Annotated in this window: 28 protein-coding genes; 16 read left to right on the forward strand and 12 right to left on the reverse strand. The window is 63.5% G+C overall.

Annotation, left to right across the window (positions count from 1 at the left end; genetic code table 11):
* Positions 1-65: 65 nt before the first annotated feature.
* Positions 66-1166 (reverse strand): acyltransferase family protein, encoded by a 1101-nt coding sequence (locus tag WS51_RS18380; protein WP_069229594.1) that lies wholly within the window; start codon positions 1164-1166, stop codon positions 66-68.
* Positions 1167-1226: 60 nt separating this feature from the next.
* The gene (locus tag WS51_RS31180; RefSeq protein ID WP_167357992.1) at positions 1227-2021 is read right to left on the reverse strand and encodes an SGNH/GDSL hydrolase family protein; all 795 of its coding nucleotides are present in this window, start codon (positions 2019-2021) and stop codon (positions 1227-1229) included.
* Between the two features lie 121 nt (positions 2022-2142).
* On the opposite strand from WS51_RS31180, the gene WS51_RS18390 reads away from it, so the two are divergent.
* From WS51_RS18390 to WS51_RS18415, 5 genes are all read left to right on the forward strand, one after another.
* A complete protein-coding gene (locus WS51_RS18390) occupies positions 2143-2325 on the forward strand; it encodes a hypothetical protein (protein ID WP_069229596.1) in 183 nt (60 codons plus the stop codon).
* Complete coding sequence (locus WS51_RS18395) at positions 2318-2815, forward strand: lysozyme (protein ID WP_069229597.1); 498 nt, start codon at positions 2318-2320, stop codon at positions 2813-2815. Before WS51_RS18390 ends, WS51_RS18395 begins: the two co-directional genes overlap by 8 nt.
* Positions 2812-3357 carry a hypothetical protein gene (locus WS51_RS18400; protein WP_069229598.1) on the forward strand — a complete coding sequence of 182 codons (546 nt, stop codon included), beginning with the start codon at positions 2812-2814 and terminating at the stop codon, positions 3355-3357. Before WS51_RS18395 ends, WS51_RS18400 begins: the two co-directional genes overlap by 4 nt.
* On the forward strand, positions 3354-3830 hold the full coding sequence (locus tag WS51_RS18405) for a DUF2514 family protein (RefSeq protein ID WP_069229599.1): 477 nt from the start codon (positions 3354-3356) through the stop codon (positions 3828-3830). The genes WS51_RS18400 and WS51_RS18405 overlap by 4 nt, the downstream gene beginning before the upstream one ends.
* 374 nt (positions 3831-4204) lie before the next feature.
* Entirely contained in the window at positions 4205-4894 is a 690-nt protein-coding gene (locus WS51_RS18415) for an SOS response-associated peptidase family protein (protein WP_069229601.1), read from the forward strand.
* On the opposite strand, the gene WS51_RS18420 is transcribed toward WS51_RS18415, so the two are convergent.
* From WS51_RS18420 to WS51_RS18430, 3 genes are all read right to left on the reverse strand, one after another.
* Positions 4878-5213: a hypothetical protein gene (locus WS51_RS18420; RefSeq protein ID WP_155773603.1), complete on the reverse strand. Its 336-nt coding sequence runs from the start codon at positions 5211-5213 to the stop codon at positions 4878-4880. The two genes, WS51_RS18415 and WS51_RS18420, sit on opposite strands and share 17 nt — an antisense overlap.
* Positions 5214-5962: 749 nt before the next feature.
* Positions 5963-6208, reverse strand: a complete 246-nt coding sequence (locus WS51_RS32890; RefSeq protein WP_069229603.1) for a site-specific integrase — start codon at positions 6206-6208, stop codon at positions 5963-5965.
* A 119-nt stretch (positions 6209-6327) separates the two neighbouring features.
* Positions 6328-6627 (reverse strand): hypothetical protein, encoded by a 300-nt coding sequence (locus WS51_RS18430; RefSeq protein ID WP_069229604.1) that lies wholly within the window; start codon positions 6625-6627, stop codon positions 6328-6330.
* A gap of 364 nt (positions 6628-6991) precedes the next feature.
* On the opposite strand from WS51_RS18430, the gene WS51_RS31190 reads away from it, so the two are divergent.
* The 3 genes from WS51_RS31190 (at position 6992) to WS51_RS18440 (ending at position 10145) form a co-directional block, all read left to right on the forward strand.
* Positions 6992-7885 (forward strand): curculin (mannose-binding) lectin, encoded by an 894-nt coding sequence (locus WS51_RS31190; RefSeq protein WP_081333587.1) that lies wholly within the window; start codon positions 6992-6994, stop codon positions 7883-7885.
* Positions 7886-8002: 117 nt separating this feature from the next.
* A complete protein-coding gene (locus tag WS51_RS18435) occupies positions 8003-8962 on the forward strand; it encodes a class I SAM-dependent methyltransferase (RefSeq protein WP_081333588.1) in 960 nt (319 codons plus the stop codon).
* 667 nt (positions 8963-9629) lie between these two features.
* On the forward strand, positions 9630-10145 hold the full coding sequence (locus WS51_RS18440) for a GNAT family N-acetyltransferase (protein WP_059544566.1): 516 nt from the start codon (positions 9630-9632) through the stop codon (positions 10143-10145).
* A gap of 73 nt (positions 10146-10218) precedes the next feature.
* Here the strand turns inward: WS51_RS18440 and WS51_RS18445 are convergent, their stop codons facing one another.
* Complete coding sequence (locus WS51_RS18445) at positions 10219-10683, reverse strand: plasmid fertility inhibition factor family protein (RefSeq protein WP_069229606.1); 465 nt, start codon at positions 10681-10683, stop codon at positions 10219-10221.
* A gap of 453 nt (positions 10684-11136) precedes the next feature.
* The gene (locus WS51_RS18450) at positions 11137-11880 is read right to left on the reverse strand and encodes a DUF695 domain-containing protein (RefSeq protein WP_069229607.1); all 744 of its coding nucleotides are present in this window, start codon (positions 11878-11880) and stop codon (positions 11137-11139) included.
* 203 nt (positions 11881-12083) lie between these two features.
* Here WS51_RS18450 and WS51_RS18455 point away from each other — a divergent pair, with 203 nt between their 5' ends.
* Positions 12084-12392, forward strand: a complete 309-nt coding sequence (locus WS51_RS18455) for a phosphatidylserine/phosphatidylglycerophosphate/cardiolipin synthase (RefSeq protein WP_069229608.1) — start codon at positions 12084-12086, stop codon at positions 12390-12392.
* 119 nt (positions 12393-12511) lie between these two features.
* Entirely contained in the window at positions 12512-12985 is a 474-nt protein-coding gene (locus tag WS51_RS18460; protein WP_059501918.1) for a VOC family protein, read from the forward strand.
* 53 nt (positions 12986-13038) lie between these two features.
* Here the strand turns inward: WS51_RS18460 and WS51_RS18465 are convergent, their stop codons facing one another.
* Complete coding sequence (locus WS51_RS18465; RefSeq protein ID WP_069229609.1) at positions 13039-14010, reverse strand: GGDEF domain-containing protein; 972 nt, start codon at positions 14008-14010, stop codon at positions 13039-13041.
* 312 nt (positions 14011-14322) lie between these two features.
* Here WS51_RS18465 and WS51_RS18470 point away from each other — a divergent pair, with 312 nt between their 5' ends.
* Positions 14323-14541: a hypothetical protein gene (locus WS51_RS18470; protein ID WP_059544574.1), complete on the forward strand. Its 219-nt coding sequence runs from the start codon at positions 14323-14325 to the stop codon at positions 14539-14541.
* A gap of 180 nt (positions 14542-14721) precedes the next feature.
* Here the strand turns inward: WS51_RS18470 and WS51_RS18475 are convergent, their stop codons facing one another.
* Positions 14722-15345: a phospholipase D family nuclease gene (locus WS51_RS18475; protein ID WP_059501924.1), complete on the reverse strand. Its 624-nt coding sequence runs from the start codon at positions 15343-15345 to the stop codon at positions 14722-14724.
* Positions 15346-15547: 202 nt separating this feature from the next.
* Complete coding sequence (locus WS51_RS18480; protein WP_059544576.1) at positions 15548-16030, reverse strand: winged helix-turn-helix transcriptional regulator; 483 nt, start codon at positions 16028-16030, stop codon at positions 15548-15550.
* A gap of 168 nt (positions 16031-16198) precedes the next feature.
* On the opposite strand from WS51_RS18480, the gene WS51_RS18485 reads away from it, so the two are divergent.
* The gene (locus tag WS51_RS18485) at positions 16199-16636 is read left to right on the forward strand and encodes a PaaI family thioesterase (RefSeq protein WP_059848694.1); all 438 of its coding nucleotides are present in this window, start codon (positions 16199-16201) and stop codon (positions 16634-16636) included.
* Positions 16637-16806: 170 nt separating this feature from the next.
* Positions 16807-17859, forward strand: a complete 1053-nt coding sequence (locus WS51_RS18490) for an NADP(H)-dependent aldo-keto reductase (RefSeq protein ID WP_069229610.1) — start codon at positions 16807-16809, stop codon at positions 17857-17859.
* Between the two features lie 83 nt (positions 17860-17942).
* On the opposite strand, the gene WS51_RS18495 is transcribed toward WS51_RS18490, so the two are convergent.
* A complete protein-coding gene (locus WS51_RS18495; protein ID WP_069229611.1) occupies positions 17943-19229 on the reverse strand; it encodes an MFS transporter in 1287 nt (428 codons plus the stop codon).
* Positions 19230-19263: 34 nt separating this feature from the next.
* Entirely contained in the window at positions 19264-20685 is a 1422-nt protein-coding gene (locus tag WS51_RS18500; protein ID WP_059449628.1) for a M20 family metallopeptidase, read from the reverse strand.
* Between the two features lie 163 nt (positions 20686-20848).
* Here WS51_RS18500 and WS51_RS18505 point away from each other — a divergent pair, with 163 nt between their 5' ends.
* From WS51_RS18505 to WS51_RS18515, 3 genes are all read left to right on the forward strand, one after another.
* Complete coding sequence (locus WS51_RS18505) at positions 20849-21802, forward strand: LysR family transcriptional regulator (protein ID WP_059501936.1); 954 nt, start codon at positions 20849-20851, stop codon at positions 21800-21802.
* Between the two features lie 64 nt (positions 21803-21866).
* The gene (gene mnmH / locus WS51_RS18510) at positions 21867-22994 is read left to right on the forward strand and encodes a tRNA 2-selenouridine(34) synthase MnmH (protein ID WP_059501939.1); all 1128 of its coding nucleotides are present in this window, start codon (positions 21867-21869) and stop codon (positions 22992-22994) included.
* Positions 22991-24049: a permease gene (locus tag WS51_RS18515; protein ID WP_069229612.1), complete on the forward strand. Its 1059-nt coding sequence runs from the start codon at positions 22991-22993 to the stop codon at positions 24047-24049. Before mnmH ends, WS51_RS18515 begins: the two co-directional genes overlap by 4 nt.
* The last annotated feature ends 66 nt before the right edge of the window (positions 24050-24115 follow it).

Consider the following 24115-nt stretch of genomic DNA (forward strand, 5'->3'; position numbering starts at 1 on the left):
TCGAGCGCTACTGTAACGCGTTGCGCAATAGGCGCGCCGGTGTAGGCGCGCGTTGAAAATCATGGTTATGCGCTTCTCGAGATGGATTTGAATATCGAGGAACGTATCGCGAGGAGCTTCGTCTCCGCAGCAGTAGCGAATATGCGAAGACGGAGGCAGTGCTTCTCGATGTAGTGCCACGAAACGTACGCGATCGCGCCGGTGACCGGAATGGTGATCAGCGTTGACAGCCACCACGAGCGCAGGCCAGGGAAGTACGCGATTGCCTGCTGGATCGGATAGGCATACAGATAGATGCCGTAGGAGTAGTCGCCGCTTTCGAGGAATTTCAGCTTGGGTGGATTGAGAGTTCCGAGATACACGGTCGCGTACGCTGCCGGGAATGCAACGAGCGCATCGCATCCCGGGAACCACAACAGGATATACATAAGAACGACCGCGGCGCAGAACAGCCTGCAATCCGCTGGCAACTTGTCGCGGACATAGTAGAGCGCGACACCGGCCAGAAATGCGAGCACGAGTACGTAGCCGTGAACGCTGACCCAGCCGTCCCGGCCGAGTTGGAAGTTCATGAAAAACGCTGCGACATTGATTGCGACAACCGCGATGAGGAACAGGATTCGGTTCGAATGAATGCGGAAAAGGGCAAGCGCCATCAAGGCGATGTAGCATTCGAGTTCCCACGGCACGGTCCATAGCTGGCCATTGACGAGATTCGCGGTGGGATTGTTTTCGAACACGCCCGGCAATACGTAGTGCATATCGCCGACGAGGTTCAAAAAGTAGTGTCGGAACTTCTCATCACTGAAATAGGTTGAAAGATCGGCCCCCGTGAATATCGGACCTAGAATGAGCGCGCACAAGATGACCTCGACCCAGAGCGCCGGCATGATACGAATGACGCGCATCGCTGCGAAATAGATCAGCGTCTTGGATCGCTGCAAGCTGCCGGCGACCAGGAAGCCGCTCAGAGCAAAAAACATCGGTAGCACGAACGCGAGTAGCGGTCTGCGCCAGCCATCAAACAGTTCGGCTGTCAGTGCAGGACCGTAATTCACGGGAGCGATATGGAGTGCGACGACGGACAGGGCCAGTATGATCCGGAGATAGTCGAATCCGCTGGGGCGTCCGTTGGCGTTCGTTAGACGATGCTCGATAGACTTCATTGCGTTCGTGAGTGTTGTATTGACTGGTCGCGTGCCGCGCTTTTCTAGCGGCAAGTTCTGTTAGCGGTATGCCTGAACGAGCGCCGATACTGCCGGTAATTCAAATCCTGCCTTCATCAGGTACCCGTGATCGGTCGGATGGAGGCAGTCGGAGAGTAGGGTTGGCCATTCGGACAAGTTCCTGATCTGATCGAATTCGTTGACGATCGGCACGCTCTCGGTAGCAGCTACGCGACGAAGCGCATCGACATACTGCTGCATGAGCGGCGCGCGCGTCTCTTCGCATGTTGGGTTCGGTTCAAAGATCACGATGAGCTTCCCGTTCTTGCGCGCGATCTGTACGAGTTGCGTCATCGTGCTCTCGAAGTCCGTCGGCGATTCGGGAACGATGTTCGGGTTTTTCGATACCTTGACGCTGTAATAGGCGTCGTTCAGTCCGAAGTTCAACGTGACGATCTGCGCCTTCGATGCAGCCATCTGATCGGCCCAGCGCGCGTGCACACCATCCGTACCATTGAGGAGTTGCGAGGCTTGCGTGCCTCCCACACCGCGATTCGCGACCGTTACTGAGTCACCGAAGCGGTCGCGCAGCATCTTCTGCAGTTCGACCGGCTCGCTGTTTGGAGTGACCTGGCCGACCCCCTGGATTACCTGCCAACCTTCTGTCGTTGAATCTCCATATGCCTCGATCAGAACCGGTTGGACAGCGGCGGTGTGTGCAGTCGTCGCCGGCGATCCGGCACCATCACCTCCACCGCCGCAGCCGCTACAGGATACGACGAGCGCTCCGAGCAGTGAGACGAATGCACCTTTCATCGCGATGCGCCCTAGGAATTGGGAAAAATTGGTCGACATTGTAACGAACCTCCGGGACTGAAAAGTCATACTGGACAGAACGAAGAACACCGTCCGCGCTCGGCCAGCGCGAACACTCAAATCGCCGCCTCCGTGCGGCTTTTTTCATTTCGGGGAATCGATGAAGAACGATCTCGCGACGAGCGCGGCAAAGGCGGCGCCGGCGGTGGGGAGCAACTTCTGGCTGTGGCTGACCGGCCACGACATCAACTGGTGGGTAGCCGTCGCGACGATCGCGTATATCGGCCTGCAGGCGTACTACCTGATCAAGAACAAGGGGAAGAGGGCACTACTCGATGGCTAACGTACCGAAGAAGACACTCGCTGGTGTTGTAGGGGCTGCTGCGGCAGCCCTTCTTTTTTCCATGGTTCCGAAGTTCGAGGGGCTCGAGCTCGTCGCACGACCGGACCCGATCGGGATCATCACGGCGTGTAACGGCGACACGAAGGACGTGCGAGCCGGCCAGCGCTTCACTCCGGAGGAATGCCGTGCGCGCCTCGAGCAACGGCTCATCGAGCACGCCGAGCTAGTCCTGAAGTGCACGCCAGTGCTGAAGGGCCACACGTACCAGCTCGCGGCCGCGATCAGCTTCGCGTACAACGTCGGCGCGGGCGCGTACTGCGGTAGCACGACGGCGAAGCGGTTCAACGCGGGCGACTGGCAGGGCGCGTGCCGCGCGCTGAACGAGGCGGACAACGGGCGGCCGCAGTGGGTGACAGCCGGCGGCCGTGTGCTGCCGGGTCTGGTGAAGCGACGCGCTGAAGAGCGTGCACTGTGCGAGCGTGGCCTATGACGACGATAGCCCATGAGACGCGACGCACGCTCGCGGAGGATGTCTTTTATCCCGACCACGAGCCGCGCACCGAATCGCCGACGTTCCGCGCGAGCAAGCGCACGATGAAAGCGGCCGGCGGCTACGTCTGCGCGGTGTGTGGTGATGACCAGGCGGTTGAATCGCATCACCGGTTCTTCGAGTGGGCGTTCTCGCACGCGATCGACTGGAAGTGGATCCGCAGCGTTGCGCTGAACCAGATCGACACGATGTTCAGCCACAAACTGCAGCGCGTTGTGCCGATCCCACGCCAGCACCCGGTCTGGGACGTGATCAAGTTGACGCAGGGCTTCGACTGGGAGGCGTTCGACCCCGCGCGGCCGGAGGCGTTCGTCGACTCGACGTACAACCAACTGCTGCTGTGCGCGCTCCATCACCGGGGCAAGGATCACGGCCGGCATGAAGAAAGTGATCCGGTCTGGAGCGTGCAGGCGTTCCTGCTGCCGGGCTTCGTCTACTCGCCGGACGAATTGAAGCAGCTACATGCGAAGGAGCAGAAATGACCTGGCTCGATCCTCATGCATGGCTCGCCGTCATTGTGGCGGCAGTTGTCGGCGTGGCTGGCGGGTATTTCAAGGGGCACGCTGATGGCGTGCGCACGACGTCCGCCGCAGCGCAGAAGGCGCAGCTCGACGCCGTCTCGGCCGCACGTGCCGAGGAACAACGCCGCACCGCGGCCCAATCGGAGATTGCGAAAGATGCGAACCAACAACGAACGGCCGCGCTTGCGGATGCTTTTGCTGCTCGCGCTGCCGCTGGCAGCCTGCAGCAGCGTGTCGACCAACTCGTCGCAGCCGCCCGCCATCCCGCCGCTGCCGCCGGAAGCCCGGCAACCGGAGACGCCCTTGATCTGCTTGCCGACGTGCTCGGCCGCGCTGACCAGCGCGCGGGCGAGCTGGCTGAATACGCCGATCGGGCCCGCATCGCCGGCCAGCAGTGCGAACGCGACTACGACGCGCTGACGGCGCCTCACTGATTGCCTGGATAGAGGCTTCCATCCTTCATCGCTTCAGTCTTCGGCTTGCCTAGCCTCATCCTGCAAGATCAATCGCAGCTTATGGAGAGCCGCGAGGTGGCCGCCTACGTCTTCGGACCAGACCTTCTGAATCGTTTGGCGCAGGTTCTCCGCGTCCCTGAACTGGCGTCGACACCGGGCGATCTCGAGGATCAGGCGTCGCACCTCATGGCCCTCCGGGTAGCGCCGCCACATCTGGCGTAGCTCGCGATTGGTCGGCGATTGGAAGGATGGAAGCGGCTGGCGAAGCATGGTCGGGCGAAATTATGCTGTATGGATATACAGTGTATCGCGGGGTAAGATGGTTCCGTCAAGGATGAAAATCGGGGACGGCAATGTGCACGAATTATGTGGCGCCCGGCGAGGATCCCGGACTGAGCGAGCTGCGCATCGACAGCTTCGTCGATCTGTACCGCTGGCATCCGTGGAAGCCTGAGATCTATCAGGACTATGACGCGCCGATCGTCGCGAGCATCGACGGGCAGTTTAAGCCACTGATCGCCGGCTTCGGTTTCTGGCCACGCGCGCTGCAGAAGGCCAACGTCGAGAAAGCGAAGGAGCAGGGCAAGAAACCGCCGATCATGCGGAGCACGATGAACGTGCGCGACGACAACCTCGGGAAGTCGCCGCTGTACGCGCCGGCATGGCGCGCGGGTCGCCGCTGCCTGATTCCGGCGAAGTGGATCTACGAGCCGAACTGGGAAACAGGCAAGCACGTGCGGTACCGGATCGGACTGGCCGGCTGGCGGCCGCTCTGCGTTGCCGGCATCTGGCGCACGCTGCAGTACCCGGACGGCATCGCGCGTCACACCATGGCGATGATCACGGTGAACGGCGACGAGCACCCCATCATGAAGCACATGCACCGTCCCGACGATGAGAAGCGCTCGGTCGTCATCCTGCGACCCGAGGATTGGGAGGAATGGCTGACGACCCCGAACATCGAGGCCGCGCGCGCGATGCTGCAACTGTATCCGTCCGAGGACATGGCGGCCGAGCCGACCGTCGCTACTGCGATGACGTGATAGTTATGAGAGTTCCAACAATCTGCGCGATATTCGCGCAGTTCTGGATGAGTGGCCAAATTTTTGACGATTTGAGGGCGCCTTCCCGCGCCTCTTGAGGTTGCGCCTGCATTGCGCGCATCACTGCGGCAAGATCGTCTGGTGACACCGTCTCGGGGAGACCCAAGTGCTTAATCAGCGGAGGAACGTCGCGAACATCGATGGCCTTCCCGTTCCCCACGAAGGTCGTGCTTGAGATGTTCATTTGAACGCCATCTGTAGCGCTGATTGCGGTGCCGTTGTTTTCAAAATGGCAGCCGTTGATGTTGATGGGAGACATCTTTGCTTCCGTTATGACATGGCGACGAGTCGATAATACTCTAGATGTAGACCACGCAATGCTTCCACCGTCCTAATGATTCAGAACACGTAGGTAGACGCTTAACTCTTATGACGGCAAGATGCACACTCTGGCATGTTACTCGTCGCCAAAAAACATCTCCAACCAATTGAAATTAAAAGAAAAAACAGTGGATCGCAAAACCTATTTGATTGAAATGTGCTCTAGCCCTCGAGGTCGACGCCGTTTCGAGTCCATGGGGAGCGCGTAAAGCCAGGCGGGGCGGCGGCTGGTGCTGCCGTCTAACGTTGCGGCCGGTGCTGCAGTTCTACTCGGTAGACGACATGACGGCCGATGCGGCGCCAACCGAATGAGGCGAATTTCTCTGGAAGATGAGGAAATTTCGCTACGCCAGACAAGACTCTCACGACACCACATGTTCCAATGCTCCTGCCTAACGTCTTGAAATATAAGAATAATGTATAAGGATTGTGATTCCTGTTGTCGTGGGTTCGAGTCCCATCAGCCACCCCAAAGAATTCTGAGCAGTATCAGGTAGTTAGAAACGGCACTGTCCCACAAGGCAGTGCCGTTTTTGTTTTGCAATTCCCAAATTGGGAATTCACAGCGCCTTCCGCTTCACGATTTTGTTTCGATCGTAGACCAGCGCAGGCGTCGCAGGATTCGCGTGAAGGTCAGGAAGCGTCCCGCGCTACTGCTCAAATGGCGTCGCGTAATATGCACCCAGCTCATGGAACGTGAAGCGCTCGACGATTACCCTTTTCTCCGATCGCCTCGCTCATCAGCTTCCCCCAGAACCGTTTGAATTCGTCTCGCGTGTAGGGCGTGCCGGACTTTGGTGTGAAGACGTAAAGATATCCCCGGTCGCCCCGAATCACTTCCAAACGGTCGAGCAGCGCGGCGAGCGCCGGCGTGATTCCGATCTGCTCGATGACCTCGCCGCGCTTCTTCCCGCGCTGTTTCGCGCGGATCACTCAGGCCGCCTCACCGATCCGTGGCCATGATCGAGCCGAGTGTGATGTGGCGATTCGCGCGTTCATGGCCGATCTGCACGTGCGATACGACATCCGGTAGCGCGCTCGTCGTCGCGCCGTCACGCAAAGGTCGCTGATACGGTGTACGCCCCTTCCTCGCTGTCGCCAATCTCGATTAACCACCATCCAGGCTCGAACCTGGACTTCCAGAGCAAGGCGCCTTCGTCGCGCTCTCGATACGTCAGCACGGCCGGATAATCTTCGGGCCCGGATTCGAGGAAGTAGATCGACATCGTGATGCTGGCCTGTGCGTCGGGCACGGCCCACTGTTCCTTTGTGCAGTGCTCGGCGCCGCCCGTCGCGCTCGTGCAGAAATGGCGCAGAACGGGGTGGACGAAATAGCCGTCCCGGTCGCGCATGACCAGATTTTCCGAAGCGTAAACTCGGTGGTCACGATGGCCTCATGGAATGCCAGCAGCCTATATTTCGGTGCGGATCGGGTAGACGAAAAATATGATTTGCAATCGATTCAAATGAAGCGGCGGCCGAGTTGAAATTTCGTGATGTGGGTATCGGGGCGAAGTTGCTAACTGCTTCTTGCCGGTGGGCGAAATTTGAACGGGGGCGCTAAAGGTAATAGCTTCAGGAGCAATCGTCGGATCGGTGAAAAGTCCTTTCTTTTGAAGAAATTTCGATTCTTGTGCTACTCTCCTGTTGCAACAAACTGTAACGCACAAAAGTCCGGCATGGATTGTTTCTAAAAATCATCACCGAGGGGTTGCTATGAGGTTTGTTAAGGCATTAATCGTCTGTATGGCGATTTTATTTCCGATGTTTTCGAGCGCCAAGATTCTTGGTTCTAATGAAACGCTGACGGCAGGCAATGTCGTCTACTCGGATAACGGTCAATATCACCTTGCAATGCAGACGGACGGAAACCTGGTGCTCTATGGGCCGACTGGCGCAGTATGGCAATCGCAGACATCAGGCTCGGGCGGCAACAGGGTCGTAATGCAAGGTGACGGGAACCTCGTCGTTTACCGCGCCGACAATAAGGCAGTGTGGTCGTCCAAGACGTCGCATCCAAGCGCGTTCCTCGCCGTCCAGGATGACGGCAATGTTGCGATCTACTGGCCTCGTCCTGTCTGGTCGAGCAATACCAGCGATCCCGCCACTCAACAATCGGCGGAGAGTAAATATCTCGCCTCGGGATCCACAATTTCGGCGGGCCAGACATTCACCGTCGCTCAGTACATGCTCGTGTTCCAGGCGGACGGTAATCTGGTTCTGTACAAAAACGGCGGAAATCCTATCTGGGCAACTTACACTCAAGGTAAGGGCGCCACGCATGCTGCTATGCAGGCAGACGGCAATTTCGTGGTTTACGCAGGAGCGGCAGCACTTTGGTCGACTAAGACTGCGGGAGCCAACGGAGCTCAACTCGTGCTGCAATCGGACGGGAACTTGGTGATATATGCGCCTACGGCTGCTTGGAGCACAAAGTTCGGTCTGGTTACTGCACCCGCTCCCAGCAGCGGGAATAGTGGGCCGGGTAGCGGTATCTGTGTGGGCACATGCCCCTCGCACCCGCTCAATGGCAATCCATTTTCTCCCGTCGGCGTTGGTACTACGGGCCTTGGATTTCCGACACCCGGCTATCCTGGCGCCGCGTTTTGAGCTTGCCGAAATGATGCGAAAAACGAGCCGGCTAAGTAAGATCTAGTCCGGTTTCGTTGCCCGTTCGCGCGCTGCGTGAGCGGGCTTTTTCATTTTGGGCGGTAAGGATAGTGTCCTATGTGGGTCGGCCGCCGCGGCACCGCCTCTATCAGCCGATCGGTTTTTCCTGCATTCGCCAATACAGCGAAAACGGGACTCGCCGAAATGCAACGCCGGGAGCGATTCCAACAACGACGCCGTTGCCTGTTTTTGTCAAACGAGTCACTTTTCAGACATATCCGATATGAGCCGCGATTGTCGGCAGGTATACATCTTTATACCTATCGCCGGCACCATAAAATGAACCATCGCGACTACAGCTACTACCTCCACGGCCAAACGGAATACATGAAGCAGGTGCTGCAGCATTTCGCAGCCTGTTGCCCCGAAAAGACCAGAATCCTCGATATCCCGTCCGGATCCGGCGTGTTCGCCGCATCACTGAATGCGCTCGGCCATGAAGTAGTGCAGGCGGATATCCATGGCTACGGCGATTCCGTCGTAGCCGACATGGAAGCGCCTCTCCCGTTCCAGAATGACGAGTTCGGTGCGGTCACCTGTCTCGAGGGAGTCGAGCACGTACTGAATCCGGTGAATCTTATTTCCGAGTTGGTTCGCGTAACGAAGCAGAAGGGCGCCATCATCGTTTCAACGCCGAACGTTTCCAATCTGCATTCGCGTCTGCAGTTTCTCTTTACGGGTACTTTCTTCCAGTTCGATGCGCGCGGCGCGCGCCAGACTCACGGAGCGTCGGTCGATCGTGGCCACGTGAGCCCGTTCATGCCGCTTCAACTGATCTATGTGTTTGGTGCGATGGGCTGCACGCTCAAGGGCATCCGCATCGATCGCCGCAAGCGCATGGCGCTTATCCCGCTTTATCTGCTGCTGAAGCCCCTGTCGATCCTGTGGACGCGGAAAGTCACGCGTGGCACTTCCGCCGGAACATACCCGGGCGTTGCAAGCGTCAGTCGCCTCTTGACGGGATTCAAGTTGATGTTCGGTCGATCGCAAATCTTGATCTTCGAAAAAATGCAGTAACCGCGATGCGTTGACACATAGCGATGAACGAACCCCGTGCGATCCATCGACGGAAATCCTGACTTCTTCGATTCACCACATTCAGTTGAAATATGATTCAGAACTTCTGGCTTGAATTACTGATAATTTCGTGTGCGGCACCATTGCTGGCACATCATTTTCGTACAGAACAAATGGCAAAGATCTGCCGGAAAATCGGCTCGCCGCGCAACATTTCGTTCTGGACGATGGTGTTCCACCCGCGCTATTGGCACCTCTGGAGTTTGAGACAGTGGGAGGCTCAATTCGCGCGTCAGGAGGACGCCGACAGCAAATCGAGACGCGACTGAACCGTCGCTGACTCAGCGTGTGTTGTTTCTTCAAACATCAGCCGGTGATCCCGGCTCTCGCGACGCTTAGCGAAAGTCAGCGCGGGTGGCGGAATAGGCCAGTGTCTTGGCATCAGCCGCCAAAGCCTTACAGTCTTACATCCATGTAATATTTTGGTTCCTCGTGCCCTTAGCTTTGCAGGGCCGTTCGGTCCCGGCGACCCGGAAGGCGCCGGGACTTTTTTTGCGACTGGCGCCGTCGTGCAGCATCTCGTTCGAGTCGCGATTCAGTCCCCCCGTCGGGGTTCGCGATTGCTACACTTTCCCGGCCTCGATCGCACAATGGGACCCACCCGCGCATGCAGGAAAACCGACTCGTCACGCTACGCAGCGCGACACCAGACGACGCCGCTCCGATTGCTCGCTTGCACACGCTGAGCTGGCAGAGCGCATATCGCCATATCCTGCCTGCTGCCTATCTGTCCGATGAGGTGCCAATGGAGCATGCGACGCGGTGGCGAAGCTACTTCGACCGCAACGAAGCCGAACGGGGCCTCGTGCTCGTCGCGGTATCGGACGATATCATCGGCTTCGTCAGCGCCGAAAGGCCGGTCGATCCGACGCGCGGCGTCCTGCTCGATTGCCTTCACGTCCATCCTGCACATCATGGAAAAGGGGCCGGCAAGCGGATGATCGAATCCGTTCGCGCGTGGGCGCGAAATATCGGCGCGGACAAGGTTCACCTTTCGGTGCTGGACGGCAATGTCCGCGCCATTGGCTTTTACGAGCACAACGGCTGGCAACTGGCTGCCGTCGAAACCAGCTTGATCGGCCGGACGGAAGTGACGGACCGGATCTATGTAATCGAGGCCTAGCGGCCGGTCGGCATCGACTCGAACGGGGGCGCGCGGTGCTCGACGCGTTCGGCACGGAGTCAAGCGCCCGTCTTTAGTCCCCGCAATACCGCACCAGCAAATCCGCCTCCGTTTCATGCACCTCGACCGGCAGGCTCGTCGCCCCGGCATACGCCAGATAGCGCGCGCGGTGCTGACCGTTTCGGAATGACGCCACGCCGACTTTCGACAGCCCGGGAATGCCGAGCAAAGTCCGCGTCCTCGTCTCGCGAAAGGTGATGAATGGCATGTCGGGAATCCGGGCCTGGGCCGGGTCGAGGAAATCGCGGATGCCCACAGCCTTGCCGGGTGCCCAGTACTGAACCGACGGCAGCACATAATCGGTCGTGTCGCGATCGGCGCAGGCGAGCAGCTTCGTCAGGTCGACCGTCACGACGCGATGCCGCGAGTCGTCGGATGCGAATACTCGCTTGAGATGCGTGGAGGCATAGGCGGCATGTCCCGAAAGCGGGATGATCCAGACATCGACGCCATCATGTTGTGCCCGGGCGAGTGACATTGTTTCCTTGAGTGAGGCAAGCGACTATCGTGGCCGGAGTGTAGCAGCGCGACCGCGGCGCGGCGCAGGCAGATACCCGCTGAAAGGGTGAGTTGCCGCACAGACGCTGGCACGGGCCGCGATCACAATCTGGCCGGTTGACCGTTCTACCCCGGCCCGGTCAACCATTTCCCCGCTCGCTCGCGCAGGAGCGGGGGCTTTTTCCCCGCACGACGCATGCAAGCCGCGTCGGCGCAAACGGACAGGCGTCCGGCAGGCGGCGTCTCGCGCCACGGCGTCCGCTCGCCTGATCCGCATGAATCGCTTTCCTCGTGCCTGAGCGCTTGCTTGGGCCCATCGCCGGTTGCGGCCGGCGATGCCTTGGTCCCGGCGGCGCGCCGTCGCGCTGCCGGGATGCTTTTTGTACCGCTCCCATCGAGAACCAGCACACGCGCAACGCACGCGCCCACGAGATCAGCCCGCGTGCTCGACGCTGGTTTCCCAGCCGTCGTATTCGCCGCCAAGCGAGCGCACCTCGCGATTGATCTCGAGCGTATGGTGCGTGATGTCGGCCAGCACCATCGAGCCTTCGTGCGCAAACCGCACGGCCGATTTGCCGTCCTCGGTCGGCGCGACCGATTCGACCAGATAGCCTTTCGACTCCGCCCAGTCGGCGAACTGATGCGCGTCGCTCGGTTCAGCGAAGTAGGCCCAGTGCATCACGCGGCGGCTCACGTCGCTCACGTCGCCTTTCTGCCGCAGCGCATCGAGCACGCGCATGTCGCGCATCAGTTGCCAGTCGTCGTCGGTCGGGTAGAGCGTGCGCCAGTACGTTTCCTTGTCCGGATCGTCCTGGTAGGCGTACTGAAGCGCGTAGGTCGTGTGCTCGGCCAGCGAGTCGACGATCCCGGCAGCGGCTTCTTCGTCGAACGGCACGTAGAACAGGAAATCCTGGTTGCCGTCGACCGTGATGCGGCCGACCTGCACACCGTTTTTCGCGGTCACTGCGGCGTCCAGCAGATCTTCGATTTTCGTGAGACCGGCGAACTCGTCGCTGCTCGGCAGTCCTTCGGGCGTCGGATGCTCGAGCGTGACACGCACGCTGAGCAGCGACGTGCGCGGATCGCTTTCGGCGATTTCCGCAAAGCCGTGATTGAAGCTGATGAAGGCCTGATGGTCGCCCATTCTGGCGGGGAAGGTTCCCCAGGCGTCGGTCATGTGTTTCTCCCGTGCACGATTGTCTGTTGACGGTTGCAAAGCATCCCAATGTATCATCGAAAATCGCGTTGGCCGAAGCCACGGGCGGGGATGATCGCCCGTCAAGCCCGCCTGGTGGCGGTTGAATTCTCGTGCTGTCGTGCCATCGCAGGTTTCCATCGTCCGGCGTTCGTCCGGCCGCAATCGTTTCGAAGGAGATATCGATGTCGATGTTCGCTGTGAATGGTGTCCGAATCGACGTGCTCAGCGCGCGCGTGACGCACGTGCGCTGGGCGGCCGTCAATCCGGCGGACAGGTCGTGGGCGGCGGCGCCGGCCGAGGCGTCGGTGGCGGAAGTCGCGCGTGCGCTTGCGGCTGGCGACGACGTTCGCGTCGTGTTCGACGAAGCGGACGGGATGGCGGTCGGGCCGAGGCTGAAGCGCGTGCGCTATCGCGACGCGTCGGAAGGGATCGAGCTCGACATCGATGCGACGAGCGAGTCGCGTACGCTACGTGATCTTCCGCAGATCTGAAAAAATAATCCGCGGGCGTGTCGATTTCCGTCGAGCTCGTCCGTCGTGGCATCGGAGGCGTGCGCATCGTGCGTGCGATCCGATTTCCGACACGATAACCGACTGAAGGAGCGACACTCATGGCCACGTCCGTCAACCCGATCCCGGAAGGGATGCGCACACTGACGCCGCACCTGATCTGCGCCGGCGCAGCCGCCGCCATCGACTTCTACAAGCGTGCGTTCAACGCGACCGAACGGTTTCGCCTGCCGACCCCGGACGGCCGGCTTGCGCACGCGTGCCTCGCAATCGGCGATTCGACGCTGATGCTCGTCGATGAAATGCCGGAGCACGGCGCGCTCGGGCCGAAGGCGCTGAACGGCACGCCGGTCTGCCTCCACCTGTTCGTACCGGACACCGATGCGGCGATCGCGCAGGCCGTCGCGGCCGGCGCGACCGTCACGATGCCGGCCGCCGACATGTTCTGGGGCGATCGCTACGGCCAGGTGGAGGATCCGTTCGGCCATCGCTGGTCGATCGCGACCCATCAGCGCGACCTGACACCCGAGCAGATCGCGCAAGCGATGGCGAGCGCGCCGCCGTGCGGAAGCTGACCGAACGGCGCGTACCGGGCTGAACGCGGCTTGCGGCCGCGGCTCGGTCGTGCTCAGGCGCCGGCGGCTTTGCCGCGCTGTTTGTCCTCGTACATGCGGCGATCGGCCGATTCGAGCAAGTCGGCCACCGCGCGATGTCGCGCGGGATCGTATGCCACGTAGCCGGCACTGAACCGGATTGCATAGCCGCGTGCGTCGGCCGCGTTGCGCAGCGCGAGCGCCTGCGTGACCCGCTCGATCGGCTCGCCGACATCGGCCGGATCGCTGGCGCTCAGCAGCACGACGAATTCGTCGCCGCCGAGTCGTGCGATGACGTCGCTGTCGCGCAGCGCACCGGTGAGCGTGTCCGCGAAGGTCTGGAGCGCGCGGTCGCCTTCGGCATGGCCGAAGCGGTCGTTGATCGCCTTGAAGTCGTTCAGGTCGAAGAACAGCAATACCGCGTGCCGGCCCATGCGCTCGCACAGGCTCAGCACGTGGCGCGCAAGAATCTCGAAGCCGCGCCGGTTCGTCAGTTGGGTCAGCTCGTCGGTCGTCGCGAGATGCAGCGCCGCGATTTCGCGTTCGGTCATATGCGCGAGATCGCCGAGCAGCGCGAGATCGTCGACGGAGAGTTCGCGCGGTCGCGTGTCGATCAGGCACAGCGTGCCGACGGGTGCGCCGTTCGGCGCGGCAAGCGGCCGGCCCACATAGAAGCGAATGCCGGGCTGGCCGGTAACGAGCGGATTGTCGTGGAAGCGATCGTCGTTGCGCGCATCCTGGATCACCATCGTTTCGTCCGCGAGCAGCGCGTGCGCGCAGAACGAGACATCGCGCGAAGTCTGCGTGGCGTCGAGACCCGGATGACTCTTGAACCACTGGCGATTCTCGTCGACGAGGCTGACGAGCGCGATCGGAACGTCGAACAGCCGGCGCGCGAGGCGCGTGAGGCGGTCGAACCGCTCTTCCGGCGGCGTGTCGAGGATCGACAGGGAATGAAGCGTCTCGAGCCGGGCCGCCTCGTCGACCGGTTTGGGAGCAATCTGCATGGGCCTCTGTCTCTGGTCCCGGCCGCGAAGCCGGTCATCGATCGTGTCTGTATGGCGCGCCGGGCGTGCACACGCCCGTCGGCGCACTTCTGCCGATATCAATTACCGCGCTCGACGAGCGCATGTCGGACAGTATCGCGCATTCGCCATGGCACTGCCACGTCCGGTTGTTCCGGAGCGACATGTCGATCCGACATGAACGCATCGCGTGTCGTGCGCTGCCTCCCGACATCCGGATTTGATACGCGGCGGCTCAAGCTCCCCGGCGCGATGCCGTAAACAGGGAGACATCAATCGCTCATCCACCGCACCATGGTTCGAATTCTGTACGCGGGCTATCTCGCGTTCGCGTTGTATCTGCTCTATCCGATGGTTCAGGACACGCTGGCCTTCAGTGCGGACTGCGTGCTCGGCGCGCTGCCGGGAGGGAATCGCGATCGACCGCAGCTTTCGGCCAGCGACGCACACGCGCACGCGAGCCGATGTGTCGCGACGACGCAGATCTCCGAGCGATCGCCCGACATCCACTGATTTCATCGACCGGTTCCACCGGTCGCGGTACCGTCGCGCGCGATGTGCAGGCCATTCGGCCAGGTTGACCGGCATGCAATGCGCACTGATCATGGACGACATCGCCGCGCATGTACGCAACGCTGCCCGTCAGCCGCGCCGCATGCGAGCGGTGCCTGGCGATTGCTCGCGTTCGAAGGCTCAGTACGACGAGCGGTATGGCGTGCCCTGGTCGAAGCGGCTTTGCCAATGCGCTAGGTAGCGCGACGCGAGCTGCGGATTGTTCCAGACCACGACGACATTTTCGGAATTGCGGCTCGCTGCCGACGCGCTGTAGTTGAACGAGCCCGTCTCGACATGTTCCGCATCGACCACGACATACTTGTCGTGGTGGATCGCATACGCGTCGATCGTGCGTGTCGGAATGCCTGCGTTGACGAGCAGGTTCAGTGCCTGCTTGCTGCTCTTCGCGCGATTGCCCTTGTCGTCCACGACCACCGCGACATTCACGCCGCGCCGTTTCGCGGCGAGCAGCGCGCGCGTGATGGGGGGCGACGTGAACGAGTAGGCAGCCACGCGAATCGAGGTGCGCGCGGCGCCGATTGCTTTCAGCACGAGCGCCTCGGCACCGCCATCGGGCGAGAACGCGGATTCGACGACCTGCGTGGCCGGCGCTTCATGTGTCGGGGCCGGCAAGAGTTGCGCGATGAAGTCGATCGCCTGCTGCAGCAGCGATTCGTTGTGCGTCTTGCCGAAGGCGGCGAAGGGCGTGGCGAGCAGGGAGGCAGCGAGGCAGGCGGCGGCGAGGCGTTGGCGCGACAACATCTTGGACAGCGAATGAATTTGAGACAGCGGGCCGTGAGTGTAACGCACACACGGCGGCGCGGTCACGCCCGGGCGCAGCGACGCATCGTGTGACGGCAGGGGGCCGTCGACGGGATGCGGTTCATCGTGCCGGGCAGCATCTGCATCAGTCGGTGGCCATGCGGCGCAGTCATGCGCGCACGACACGCGTCCGTGCTACGCGTCAGACATCGAGCGGCCCGGCCGCCTCGCGTGCGATCCATCCGGGCCCGGGCTCCGGCTGCACGTCGTGCGCATCGAGCGGCTCGCCGCATGCCGAGCACACCGTGACCGCATGCATCAGCTGACCGCAGGTGCGATGGCGCAATTGCAGCGGCGGCCCCTGGCCGTCGTCCTTCCAGCGATCGCCCCATGTCATCAGCGCGAGCAGGGCCGGGTAGAGGTCGAGGCCTTTTTCCGTCAACCGGTATTCGAAGCGCGGCGGGCGCTCCTGATATGCGCGCTTGACCAGTACGCCTTCGTCGACGAGGCGCGCGAGCCGCTCGGCGAGTACGTGGCGCGTGAGGCCCAGTTGCGTCTGGAACGCATCGAAGCGGCGGCAGCCGAGAAACGCGTTGCGCAGGATCAGCATGGTCCATCGGTCGCCGAGCACGGCAAGCGTGCGCGCGACCGAACAGTTCAGCGTGCCGATGTCATCCCATTTCATGATCGAGTCTCGTGCGGCGGTTCAGCGAAGGAGCGGGTTCGATTATAGAACTTGCCTTCGGTTGCAAAGCGCGGAACTGCGTTGACAAGCGCCGGGCGGTTGCGAATAATGAGTTCCAATTTAGAACTTACTCGCGCGGCGACGTGCTTTCAATCAGGAGACAACCCGATGAATCCGCTTTCCCTGTCCGGTCTCGACCTGCTGCGCGCGGCGGCGGCGGGCGATCTGCCGCTCGCATCGATTTGCGAAACGATCCCGATGCGGCCGCTGGGCGTCGAGCTCGGTTACGTGAAGATGGCCGCGCGTGCGGACGGCCGGCACCTGAATCCACTCGGCGGCGTCCATGGCGGGTTCGCCGCGACGGTGCTCGATTCGATCACGGGCTGCGCGGTGCACTCGATGCTCGACGCGGGCGTCGGTTACGGCACGGTCGACCTGCACGTGAAAATGCTGCGCCCCGTGCCGCGCGACGTCGATCTGATCGCGGAGGGTCGCGTGATTCACCTGTCGCGTTCGCTCGGCGTCGCCGAGGGCACGCTGAAGACGCCGGACGACAAGATCGTCGCGCACGCATCGGCGACCTGCTTTATTCAGCGGCCGCAGTAACGCAGCGGTGTCGTCGTTCGCCGGCCCGGCCGCCCGCGATCGTGCGCGAGCCGTACGGGCGTTGGCCGGCTGCACGGCGAAGGGCGCCTGTAAGCGAACGCGCCGGCTGTCTGAAGCGCTCGCTTCAATGTGATAGCGTTTCTGCTTTCCACTGACGCGACAGGAACAGCATGGAATACCGCACACTCGGCGATTCGGGCATCGAGGTCAGCCTGATCGGTCTCGGCACGATGACGTGGGGAGAGCAGAATTCTGAACGCGACGCCCACGAGCAGATTGATTACGCGCTCGGGCAGGGCGTAACGCTGATCGATACCGCGGAGATGTACCCGGTGCCGCCCAAGCCCGATACGCAGGGGCGCACGGAGCAGTACATCGGCACCTGGCTCGCGCAGCATCGTGGCCAGCGCGACCGGATCGTGCTCGCAACGAAGATCGCGGGCCCGGCCCGGCAGCCGCACAATCCGCGCCATATTCGCGGCGAAGGCAATCAGTTCGACCGCAAGAACCTGACCGAGGCGCTCGACGGCAGCCTCAAGCGCCTGCAGACCGATTATGTCGACCTGTACCAGCTGCACTGGCCCGATCGCAGCACGACGACGTTCGGTCGTCCCGCGTATCCGTGGGTCGACGATGCATATACGGTGCCGATCGAAGAAACGCTGGGCGTGCTCGCGGAATTCGTGAAGGCCGGCAAGGTCCGTGCGATCGGCGTGTCGAACGAAACGCCGTGGGGCGTCGCGCAGTTCCTGCGGGCGGCGGAGACGCTCGGCTTGCCGCGCATCGCCAGCATCCAGAATCCGTACAGCCTGCTGAACCGCACGTTCGAGAACGGCCTGTCGGAGTTCACGCATCGCGACGGCGTCGGGCTGCTCGCGTATTCGCCGCTCGCGTTCGGCTGGCTGTCCGGCAAGTACGAGAACGGCGCACGGCCGGCCGGCGCGCGCATCACACTGTTCGAGCGCTTTCAGCGTTACAGCAAGCCACAGGCCGTCGAGGCGACGTCGCGCTACGTCGCGCTCGCGAAACGGCACGGGCTGTCGCCCGCGCAGCTCGCGCTCGCGTTCGTCAACAGCCGGCCGTTCGTGCGCAGCAACCTGGTCGGCGCGACGTCGCTCGCGCAACTGAAGGAGAACATCGGCAGCATCGACGTGACGCTGTCCGACGAGGTGCTCGCCGAGATCGACGCGCTGCACGAACTGCAGCCGAACCCGGCGCCGTAAACGGCAAGCGGCCCGCGCGGCGAGGTGCCGCGACCGGCCGCATTCGACGCGCAGGGGCGCGCCGCGGTTTCGCCGGCGCGCGCTCAGCGCATCCCGAGCCGCGTGCGCGCGGCCAGCAATGCGACGAGACTCAGCACCGCGCAACCCATCAGGTACAGCGCCGGCGACAGCCGGTTGCCGGTCGCGCTGATCAGCCACGTGATCACGAACGGCGCGAAGCCGCCGAACAGCGTGACGCCCGTGTTGTAGCTGACGGCGAGGCCGGTCGCGCGGGTTTGCGACGGAAACAGTTCGGCCATCAACGCCGGCAGCGCGCCGCAGTACGTCGCCTTCAGCAGCCCGATCCAGATCAGCGCGGCGAGCATCGTCGCAAACGACGCGTGATGCGAGAGCCAGGCAAACGTCGGCCAGACGGTGGCGAGCATCAGCACGGCCGCCGCCGCCATCACGCGGATTCGCCCGGTGCGATCGGAGAGATGGCCGACGAGCGGCGTGACGAGCGTCAGCACGAAGCCGGTCGCAAGCGTCGCCGCGAAGCCCGTCGATGCCGGCAGCCCGAGCTGCTTGATCGCATAGGTCGGCATGTACAGCACCATGTAGTTGATCGCGGTCGAGATCACGAGCACGCCGATCGACAGCAGCACGCGCATCTTCTGGTCCGCGAACAGTTCGCGCACGGGCGCTTCGGAGCGCGCCTGCGTCTTGAACTCGATCCCCTCGTCGACGTAGCGGCGGATGTAGAGCCCGACCGGGCCGATCGCGAGCCCGAACAGGAACGGCACGCGCCATCCCCAGCTTTCGAGTTGCGCGACGCTCAGCGTCGACGTCAGCAGCGCACCGAAGCCCGATGCGAGCAGCGTCGCGAGGCCCTGGCTCGCGAACTGCCAGCTCGACATGAAGCCGCGTCGCTGCGGTGCATGCTCGACGAGAAACGCGGTCGAGCTCGCGAATTCGCCGCCGGCGGAAAAGCCCTGCATCAGCCGCGACAGCATGATCCCGAGCGGCGCGAGGATGCCGATCGATGCGTAGGTCGGCATCAGCGCGATCAGCAGCGTGCCGGCCATCATCATCCCGATCGACAGCAGCAGCGACGCCTTGCGGCCCGCACGATCCGCGTAGGCGCCGAGCACGAAGCCGCCGATCGGCCGGATCAGGTAGGACAGCCCGAACGTTCCGAGCGTGAGCAGCAGCGATGTCGCCTCGCTCGTCGCGGGGAAGAACAGCTTGGCGATCGTCACCGCGAAGAAGCCGTAGACGATCAGGTCGAACCATTCGAGCGCATTGCCGATCGACGCGGCGAAGATGATGCGCCGGATCTTCGCGGCGCTGGGTCGCGCGGCGTCCTGCGAGGTGAGGGTGATCGTATTCATCGTGTGAGCAGTCCCGGGAAAGGGGCGAAGCGCGTTACAGGGCGGCACCGGCCGCGACGGCTGCCGGATGGCGAACGGTTGGCGCGGCCTCGCCGAGATCCCAGAAGAGGCCGGCCATCATCTGCAGTCCCTCGCGCACGACGCTCGCGAGGAGGTGCTCGTCGGGCGCGTGCTGCGAGCACGCCGGATACGAGTGCGGAACCCACAGCGTCGGCAGCCCCAGCGTATCGGCGAACACTTCGTTGGGCAGCGTGCCGCCGAGGTTCGGCAGGATCGCGGGCTGCTTGCCGGTGGTGCGCGCGAGCGACGCGACAGCCCAGCGGACCCACGGATCGTCCGGTGGCAGGCGCGTCGCCGGCGCGCCGCGTTCGACGTCGATCTCGATGTCGGCGAAGCCGTGCGCATCGAGATGCGCGCGCAGGTGCGCATGCAGCGCCTCCCAGTCGGTGCCGACCACGAAGCGCAACTGGCAGTGCGCGTAGGCGACGGGCGGGATCGCATTGACCGGATGTTCGGGATTGCCGGCCTTGAACGCGAGGATCTCGAGCGTGTTCCAGCCGAACACGCGCTCGGCGGCGGACAGGCCGGGCTCGCCCCAGTCGGCGTCGATCGCCGGATCGCCGGGCCCGCCGCCGACGGACAGGTCGGCGAGCGCGGCGCGCACGGCGGCCGGGATCGGCGGCGGGCGCAGCCCGGCGACGCGAATCGCGCCGCGCGCGTCGACGAGGCTCGCGAGCGCGTTCGCGAGCACGGTCGCCGGGTTGCGCAGCAGGCCGCCCCAGTTACCGGAGTGATGGCCGCCGTCGCGTGCGCGCAGGCCGAGCTTGAAGTTGACGGAGCCGCGCGAGCCGAGGAACACGGTCGGACGTTCGGCGGTGAGGCGCGGCCCGTCGGACGCGATCAGCACGTCGGCCGCGAGCGCGTCGCGTTCCTGGCGGCACAGTGCGTCGAGGCCCGGCGACCCCGTTTCCTCGCCCATCTCGATCAGCAGTTTCGCGTTGAACCCGAGCCGGCCGCCGCGCGCATCGAGCACGCTCGCCAGCGCGCTCAGGTTGATCGTGTGCTGGCCCTTGTTGTCGGCACTGCCGCGGCCGTACCAGCGATCGCCGTCGACGGTCAGCGTCCACGGCGACAGCGGCGCGCGCCACTGCGCGTCGTAGCCGCGCACGACGTCGCCGTGGCCATAGACGAGCACGGTCGGCAGCGCGTCGTCCTCATGGCGCGACGCGAGCAGGAACGGGCCGCCGCCGTCGACCGGGTTGTCGACGATCCGCGACGTGAAGCCCAGACGCGCGGCCTCCGGCGCGATCTCGTCGGTCAGGTAGGCACGCAGCGCGGCGCTTGCGCCGCTGTCCTGGCTTTCGGTACGCAGGGCAATGCGGCGGCTCAGGGTGGTGAAGAACGCGCCGGATTCGAACTGGTTCAACGCATGCTGGATGGCGGCGGTACGGCTCAAGACGTGTCTCCTGTGTCGATTCTGCGTCGAGCGCGGCGCGCACGACCGAGAGTGCGATCGATTCTAGGAAGCCGTTTTTTTTGTCACAATGATCGAATTTCGAACATTTCTTTGCCGAAAAGGCAAAGCAGAGCGGCCTGAACGCGGGCCCGGGGACACAACAATGGCGGCTTTCCTGCATGGTCTCGCGCTGCGGTATTTCGTCGAAGTGGCGCGCACCGGGTCGATCAGCGACGCATCCACGCGGCTGCACGTGGCCGTCTCGGCGATCAGCCGGCAGATTGCGAAGCTCGAGAGCGAGCTGGGCGCGCCGCTGTTCGAGCGTCGGCCGCGAGGGATGGCATTGTCGGAGGCCGGCCAACGGCTGCTGGGCTTCGCGCAGCGCAGCCTGCTGGAGGCCGAGCATGTGATGAAGGAAATCGGCGGGCTGGAGGCGCTGCACGGCAGCCTGTTGAAGATCGCCTGCTCGGAGGGATTCGCGATCGATTTTCTGCCGGGCGCGCTCGCAAGCTTCAAGGCGCGCCATCCGGGCGTCGACTTCTCGGTGTGGGTCGTGTCGCCGGCGGAGGCCACGCGGCGTGTGCGCGACGGCGATGCAGACATCGGGCTGACGTTCAGCCTGGCGCCGGAGCAGGGCGTGCGCGTCGAACACACGGAGCGTGCGCCGGTCTTCGCGCTCGTGCGCCGCGACCATCCGCTCGCGGCGTGCGACTCGGTGTCGCTCGCCGATGTCGCACGGCATCCGCATGTACTGCCCGAGGCCGGCACGACGGTGCGCCAGCTGATCGACATCGCGTGCGTGCTCGACGGGCTCATGCTCGAGCCGGAGCTGACCAGCAACAACACCGCGGTGATGTACCGCTACGCGCAGCGTACCGGCGCGGTGATGTTTACGGGACTGCTGTCGGTGCGGGATCGTTTCGACGCGGACGGCTTCGTCGTCGTGCCCGTCACGAATGCCCAGTTGCGCGAGCGCAGCATCCAGGTACAGACCATGGCGGGGCGCGACCTGCCGACGTCCGTGCGCGCGTTTCGCGACCATTTGATCGACGCGATGAGCAGCGTGTCGCCCCCGCCGGTTGCCAAGCGCGGCCCGAGACGGCCGGGCATGAGATAATCGCCAATCCGCCTTCCGTGCCCATGCGGCTCGCCGAGCCGCATCGCCCCTGTTCGACGCCAAATTGAAGAACCTGATTGTCACCCTCGATCGCGCCGGCGAGTTCGACGAGATCATCGACGTGCGTACGCCGCTCGAGTTCGCCGAGGACCATATTCCCGGCGCGCTGAACGCGCCCGTGCTCAGCAACGAGGAGCGCGTGATCGTCGGCACGATGTACCGCCAGGTGTCGCCGTACGAAGCGACGCGCGTCGGCGCCGCGATGGTCGCGCGCAACATCGCGCGCCATCTCGACACCACGTTCGCCGACCGTCCGCGCAACTGGCGGCCGCTGATCTACTGTTGGCGCGGCGGCAAGCGCTCCGGGTCGATGACCACCTGGTTCAACCTGATCGGCTGGCAGGCCCGGCAGCTCGACGGCGGCTACAAGGCGTATCGCCGCTCGGTATGCGCGACGCTCGACACGTTGCCCACGCGCTTTCGCTACATCGCGCTCGTCGGCCATACGGGCTGCGGCAAGACGCGGCTCCTGAACGCGCTGCGCGACGAAGGCGCGCAGACGCTCGATCTCGAGGCGCTGGCCTGCCATCGCGGTTCGCTGCTCGGCGCATTGCCGGGCGTGCCGCAACCCACGCAGAAGGCGTTCGATTCGGGTCTCGTCAAGGCGCTCGAACGTTTCGACCCCGCATTGCCGGTATTCGTCGAATCGGAGAGCCGCAAGATCGGCCTCATCCAGTTGCCCCTCGCGTTGCTGGACGCGTTCCGCGCGGGGCCATGGGTCCAGGTCGAGGCGGAGCGCGACGAACGCATTGCGTTCCTGCTCGACGACTACGCGCACCTGTTCGACGAGCCGGCGGCGTTCAAGGCGCAGCTCGATCGGCTGATCGGCCTGCACAGCCGCGAAGAAGTCGCGCGCTGGCATGCATTGATCGACGCGAATGCACGTGCCGAACTGTTCCGCACGCTGATCGACAAGCATTACGATCCTGCCTACGCACGCACCTATCGTTCGTCGTACGACAAGCCGAACCGCGCGCTGACGTTCGCGTTCCGGCCGAATGCCGTCGACGGGCGTCAGCAGGCGCGCGCGCTGCTCGATGCGCTGGCGCGCGCGGGGCTGCCGGCGACGCACGGCACCGGCGCGGCTGCGGGATCCGACACCGACAAAAACCAATCGACCCACACACGATGACGACCACACGCACTCAACCCAATCCGGCGCTCGGCTGGATGACCTTCCTGCTGATCGCAGTCGCGGGACTGTTCTACGTGAAATGGTTCCCGTACTACAACAAGGCGTTCGTTGCCGCCGAGCATCATTCGATCGGCCAGTCGATCCTGATGGGCACGTCGGCGAGCGCGCCGGAGCCGTCGCTGAAGGCGGCGCTCGACTATGCATGGGCATACGGCAAGGCGATCTGGCAGGCCATGGTGCTCGGCCTGCTGCTCGGTTCGGCCGTGCAGGCGCTGCTGCCGGCGCACTGGGTTGCACGCACGCTGGGTCGCACGGGCTTCGGCAGTGTCGCCGCGGGCGGCCTGCTGTCGCTGCCCGGCATGATGTGCACGTGCTGTGCGGCGCCGGTCGTCGCGGGCCTGCGCGCGCGGCATGCGTCGCCGGGCGGCGCGGTCGCTTTCTGGCTCGGCAACACGGTCCTGAATCCGGCCGCGCTGGTGTTCATGGGCTTCGTGCTCGGCTGGCACTGGAGCGCGCTGCGGCTCGTGCTCGGCGTCGCGATGGTATTCGGCGGCGGCTATCTGCTGAACCGTATCGCGTGCCCCGAGGACCGCAGCATCGACGACGCGCAACTCGCCGCGCTGGTGGCGGAGCAGGCTGCCGCAGGCAATCCGTTCGTCCGCTGGATGAAGCTGCTTGCACGCATGGCCGTGCGACTCGTGCCCGAATACATCGTGCTCGTGCTGCTGCTCGGCGCGGCGCGCGCATGGCTGTTCCCGCATATCGGCCCGGACATCGGCAATCATCTCGGCTGGATCGTCGCGTTCGCCGTCGCGGGCACGCTGTTCGTGATCCCGACAGCCGGCGAGGTGCCGATCATCCAGGCGATGCTGTCGCTCGGCATGGGCGTCGGCCCGGCCGCCGCGCTGTTGATGACGCTGCCGCCGATCAGCGTGCCGTCGCTCGCGATGCTCGCGCGTTCGTTCAAGCCTTACATGCTGGCGATCGTCACGGGCCTCGTGATCGTGTTCGGGATCGTGAGCGGGCTGCTCGCGATCGCATTCGGGTTCTGACGGACACGCGGGCGGCACGTCGATCGCGCGCGATGGCCGGACCGGCGCGACACGCGCGGCCCGGTC

The sequence above is a fragment of the Burkholderia territorii genome, assembly GCF_001718335.1.
GTDB lineage: Bacteria > Pseudomonadota > Gammaproteobacteria > Burkholderiales > Burkholderiaceae > Burkholderia > Burkholderia territorii.

What these genes read in the sequence shown, in the direction of transcription:
- WS51_RS18380 (WP_069229594.1), bottom strand. Translation starts at nt 1,166, where the DNA reads ATGAAGTCTATCGAGCATCGTCTAACGAACGCCAACGGACGCCCCAGC.
- WS51_RS31180 (WP_167357992.1), bottom strand. Translation starts at nt 2,021, where the DNA reads ATGTCGACCAATTTTTCCCAATTCCTAGGGCGCATCGCGATGAAAGGT.
- WS51_RS18390 (WP_069229596.1), top strand. Translation starts at nt 2,143, where the DNA reads ATGAAGAACGATCTCGCGACGAGCGCGGCAAAGGCGGCGCCGGCGGTG.
- WS51_RS18395 (WP_069229597.1), top strand. Translation starts at nt 2,318, where the DNA reads ATGGCTAACGTACCGAAGAAGACACTCGCTGGTGTTGTAGGGGCTGCT.
- WS51_RS18400 (WP_069229598.1), top strand. Translation starts at nt 2,812, where the DNA reads ATGACGACGATAGCCCATGAGACGCGACGCACGCTCGCGGAGGATGTC.
- WS51_RS18405 (WP_069229599.1), top strand. Translation starts at nt 3,354, where the DNA reads ATGACCTGGCTCGATCCTCATGCATGGCTCGCCGTCATTGTGGCGGCA.
- WS51_RS18415 (WP_069229601.1), top strand. Translation starts at nt 4,205, where the DNA reads ATGTGCACGAATTATGTGGCGCCCGGCGAGGATCCCGGACTGAGCGAG.
- WS51_RS18420 (WP_155773603.1), bottom strand. Translation starts at nt 5,213, where the DNA reads ATGTCTCCCATCAACATCAACGGCTGCCATTTTGAAAACAACGGCACC.
- WS51_RS18430 (WP_069229604.1), bottom strand. Translation starts at nt 6,627, where the DNA reads ATGCGCGACCGGGACGGCTATTTCGTCCACCCCGTTCTGCGCCATTTC.
- WS51_RS31190 (WP_081333587.1), top strand. Translation starts at nt 6,992, where the DNA reads ATGAGGTTTGTTAAGGCATTAATCGTCTGTATGGCGATTTTATTTCCG.
- WS51_RS18435 (WP_081333588.1), top strand. Translation starts at nt 8,003, where the DNA reads ATGTGGGTCGGCCGCCGCGGCACCGCCTCTATCAGCCGATCGGTTTTT.
- WS51_RS18440 (WP_059544566.1), top strand. Translation starts at nt 9,630, where the DNA reads ATGCAGGAAAACCGACTCGTCACGCTACGCAGCGCGACACCAGACGAC.
- WS51_RS18445 (WP_069229606.1), bottom strand. Translation starts at nt 10,683, where the DNA reads ATGTCACTCGCCCGGGCACAACATGATGGCGTCGATGTCTGGATCATC.
- WS51_RS18450 (WP_069229607.1), bottom strand. Translation starts at nt 11,880, where the DNA reads ATGACCGACGCCTGGGGAACCTTCCCCGCCAGAATGGGCGACCATCAG.
- WS51_RS18455 (WP_069229608.1), top strand. Translation starts at nt 12,084, where the DNA reads ATGTCGATGTTCGCTGTGAATGGTGTCCGAATCGACGTGCTCAGCGCG.
- WS51_RS18460 (WP_059501918.1), top strand. Translation starts at nt 12,512, where the DNA reads ATGGCCACGTCCGTCAACCCGATCCCGGAAGGGATGCGCACACTGACG.
- WS51_RS18465 (WP_069229609.1), bottom strand. Translation starts at nt 14,010, where the DNA reads ATGCAGATTGCTCCCAAACCGGTCGACGAGGCGGCCCGGCTCGAGACG.
- WS51_RS18470 (WP_059544574.1), top strand. Translation starts at nt 14,323, where the DNA reads ATGGTTCGAATTCTGTACGCGGGCTATCTCGCGTTCGCGTTGTATCTG.
- WS51_RS18475 (WP_059501924.1), bottom strand. Translation starts at nt 15,345, where the DNA reads ATGTTGTCGCGCCAACGCCTCGCCGCCGCCTGCCTCGCTGCCTCCCTG.
- WS51_RS18480 (WP_059544576.1), bottom strand. Translation starts at nt 16,030, where the DNA reads ATGAAATGGGATGACATCGGCACGCTGAACTGTTCGGTCGCGCGCACG.
- WS51_RS18485 (WP_059848694.1), top strand. Translation starts at nt 16,199, where the DNA reads ATGAATCCGCTTTCCCTGTCCGGTCTCGACCTGCTGCGCGCGGCGGCG.
- WS51_RS18490 (WP_069229610.1), top strand. Translation starts at nt 16,807, where the DNA reads ATGGAATACCGCACACTCGGCGATTCGGGCATCGAGGTCAGCCTGATC.
- WS51_RS18495 (WP_069229611.1), bottom strand. Translation starts at nt 19,229, where the DNA reads ATGAATACGATCACCCTCACCTCGCAGGACGCCGCGCGACCCAGCGCC.
- WS51_RS18505 (WP_059501936.1), top strand. Translation starts at nt 20,849, where the DNA reads ATGGCGGCTTTCCTGCATGGTCTCGCGCTGCGGTATTTCGTCGAAGTG.
- WS51_RS18515 (WP_069229612.1), top strand. Translation starts at nt 22,991, where the DNA reads ATGACGACCACACGCACTCAACCCAATCCGGCGCTCGGCTGGATGACC.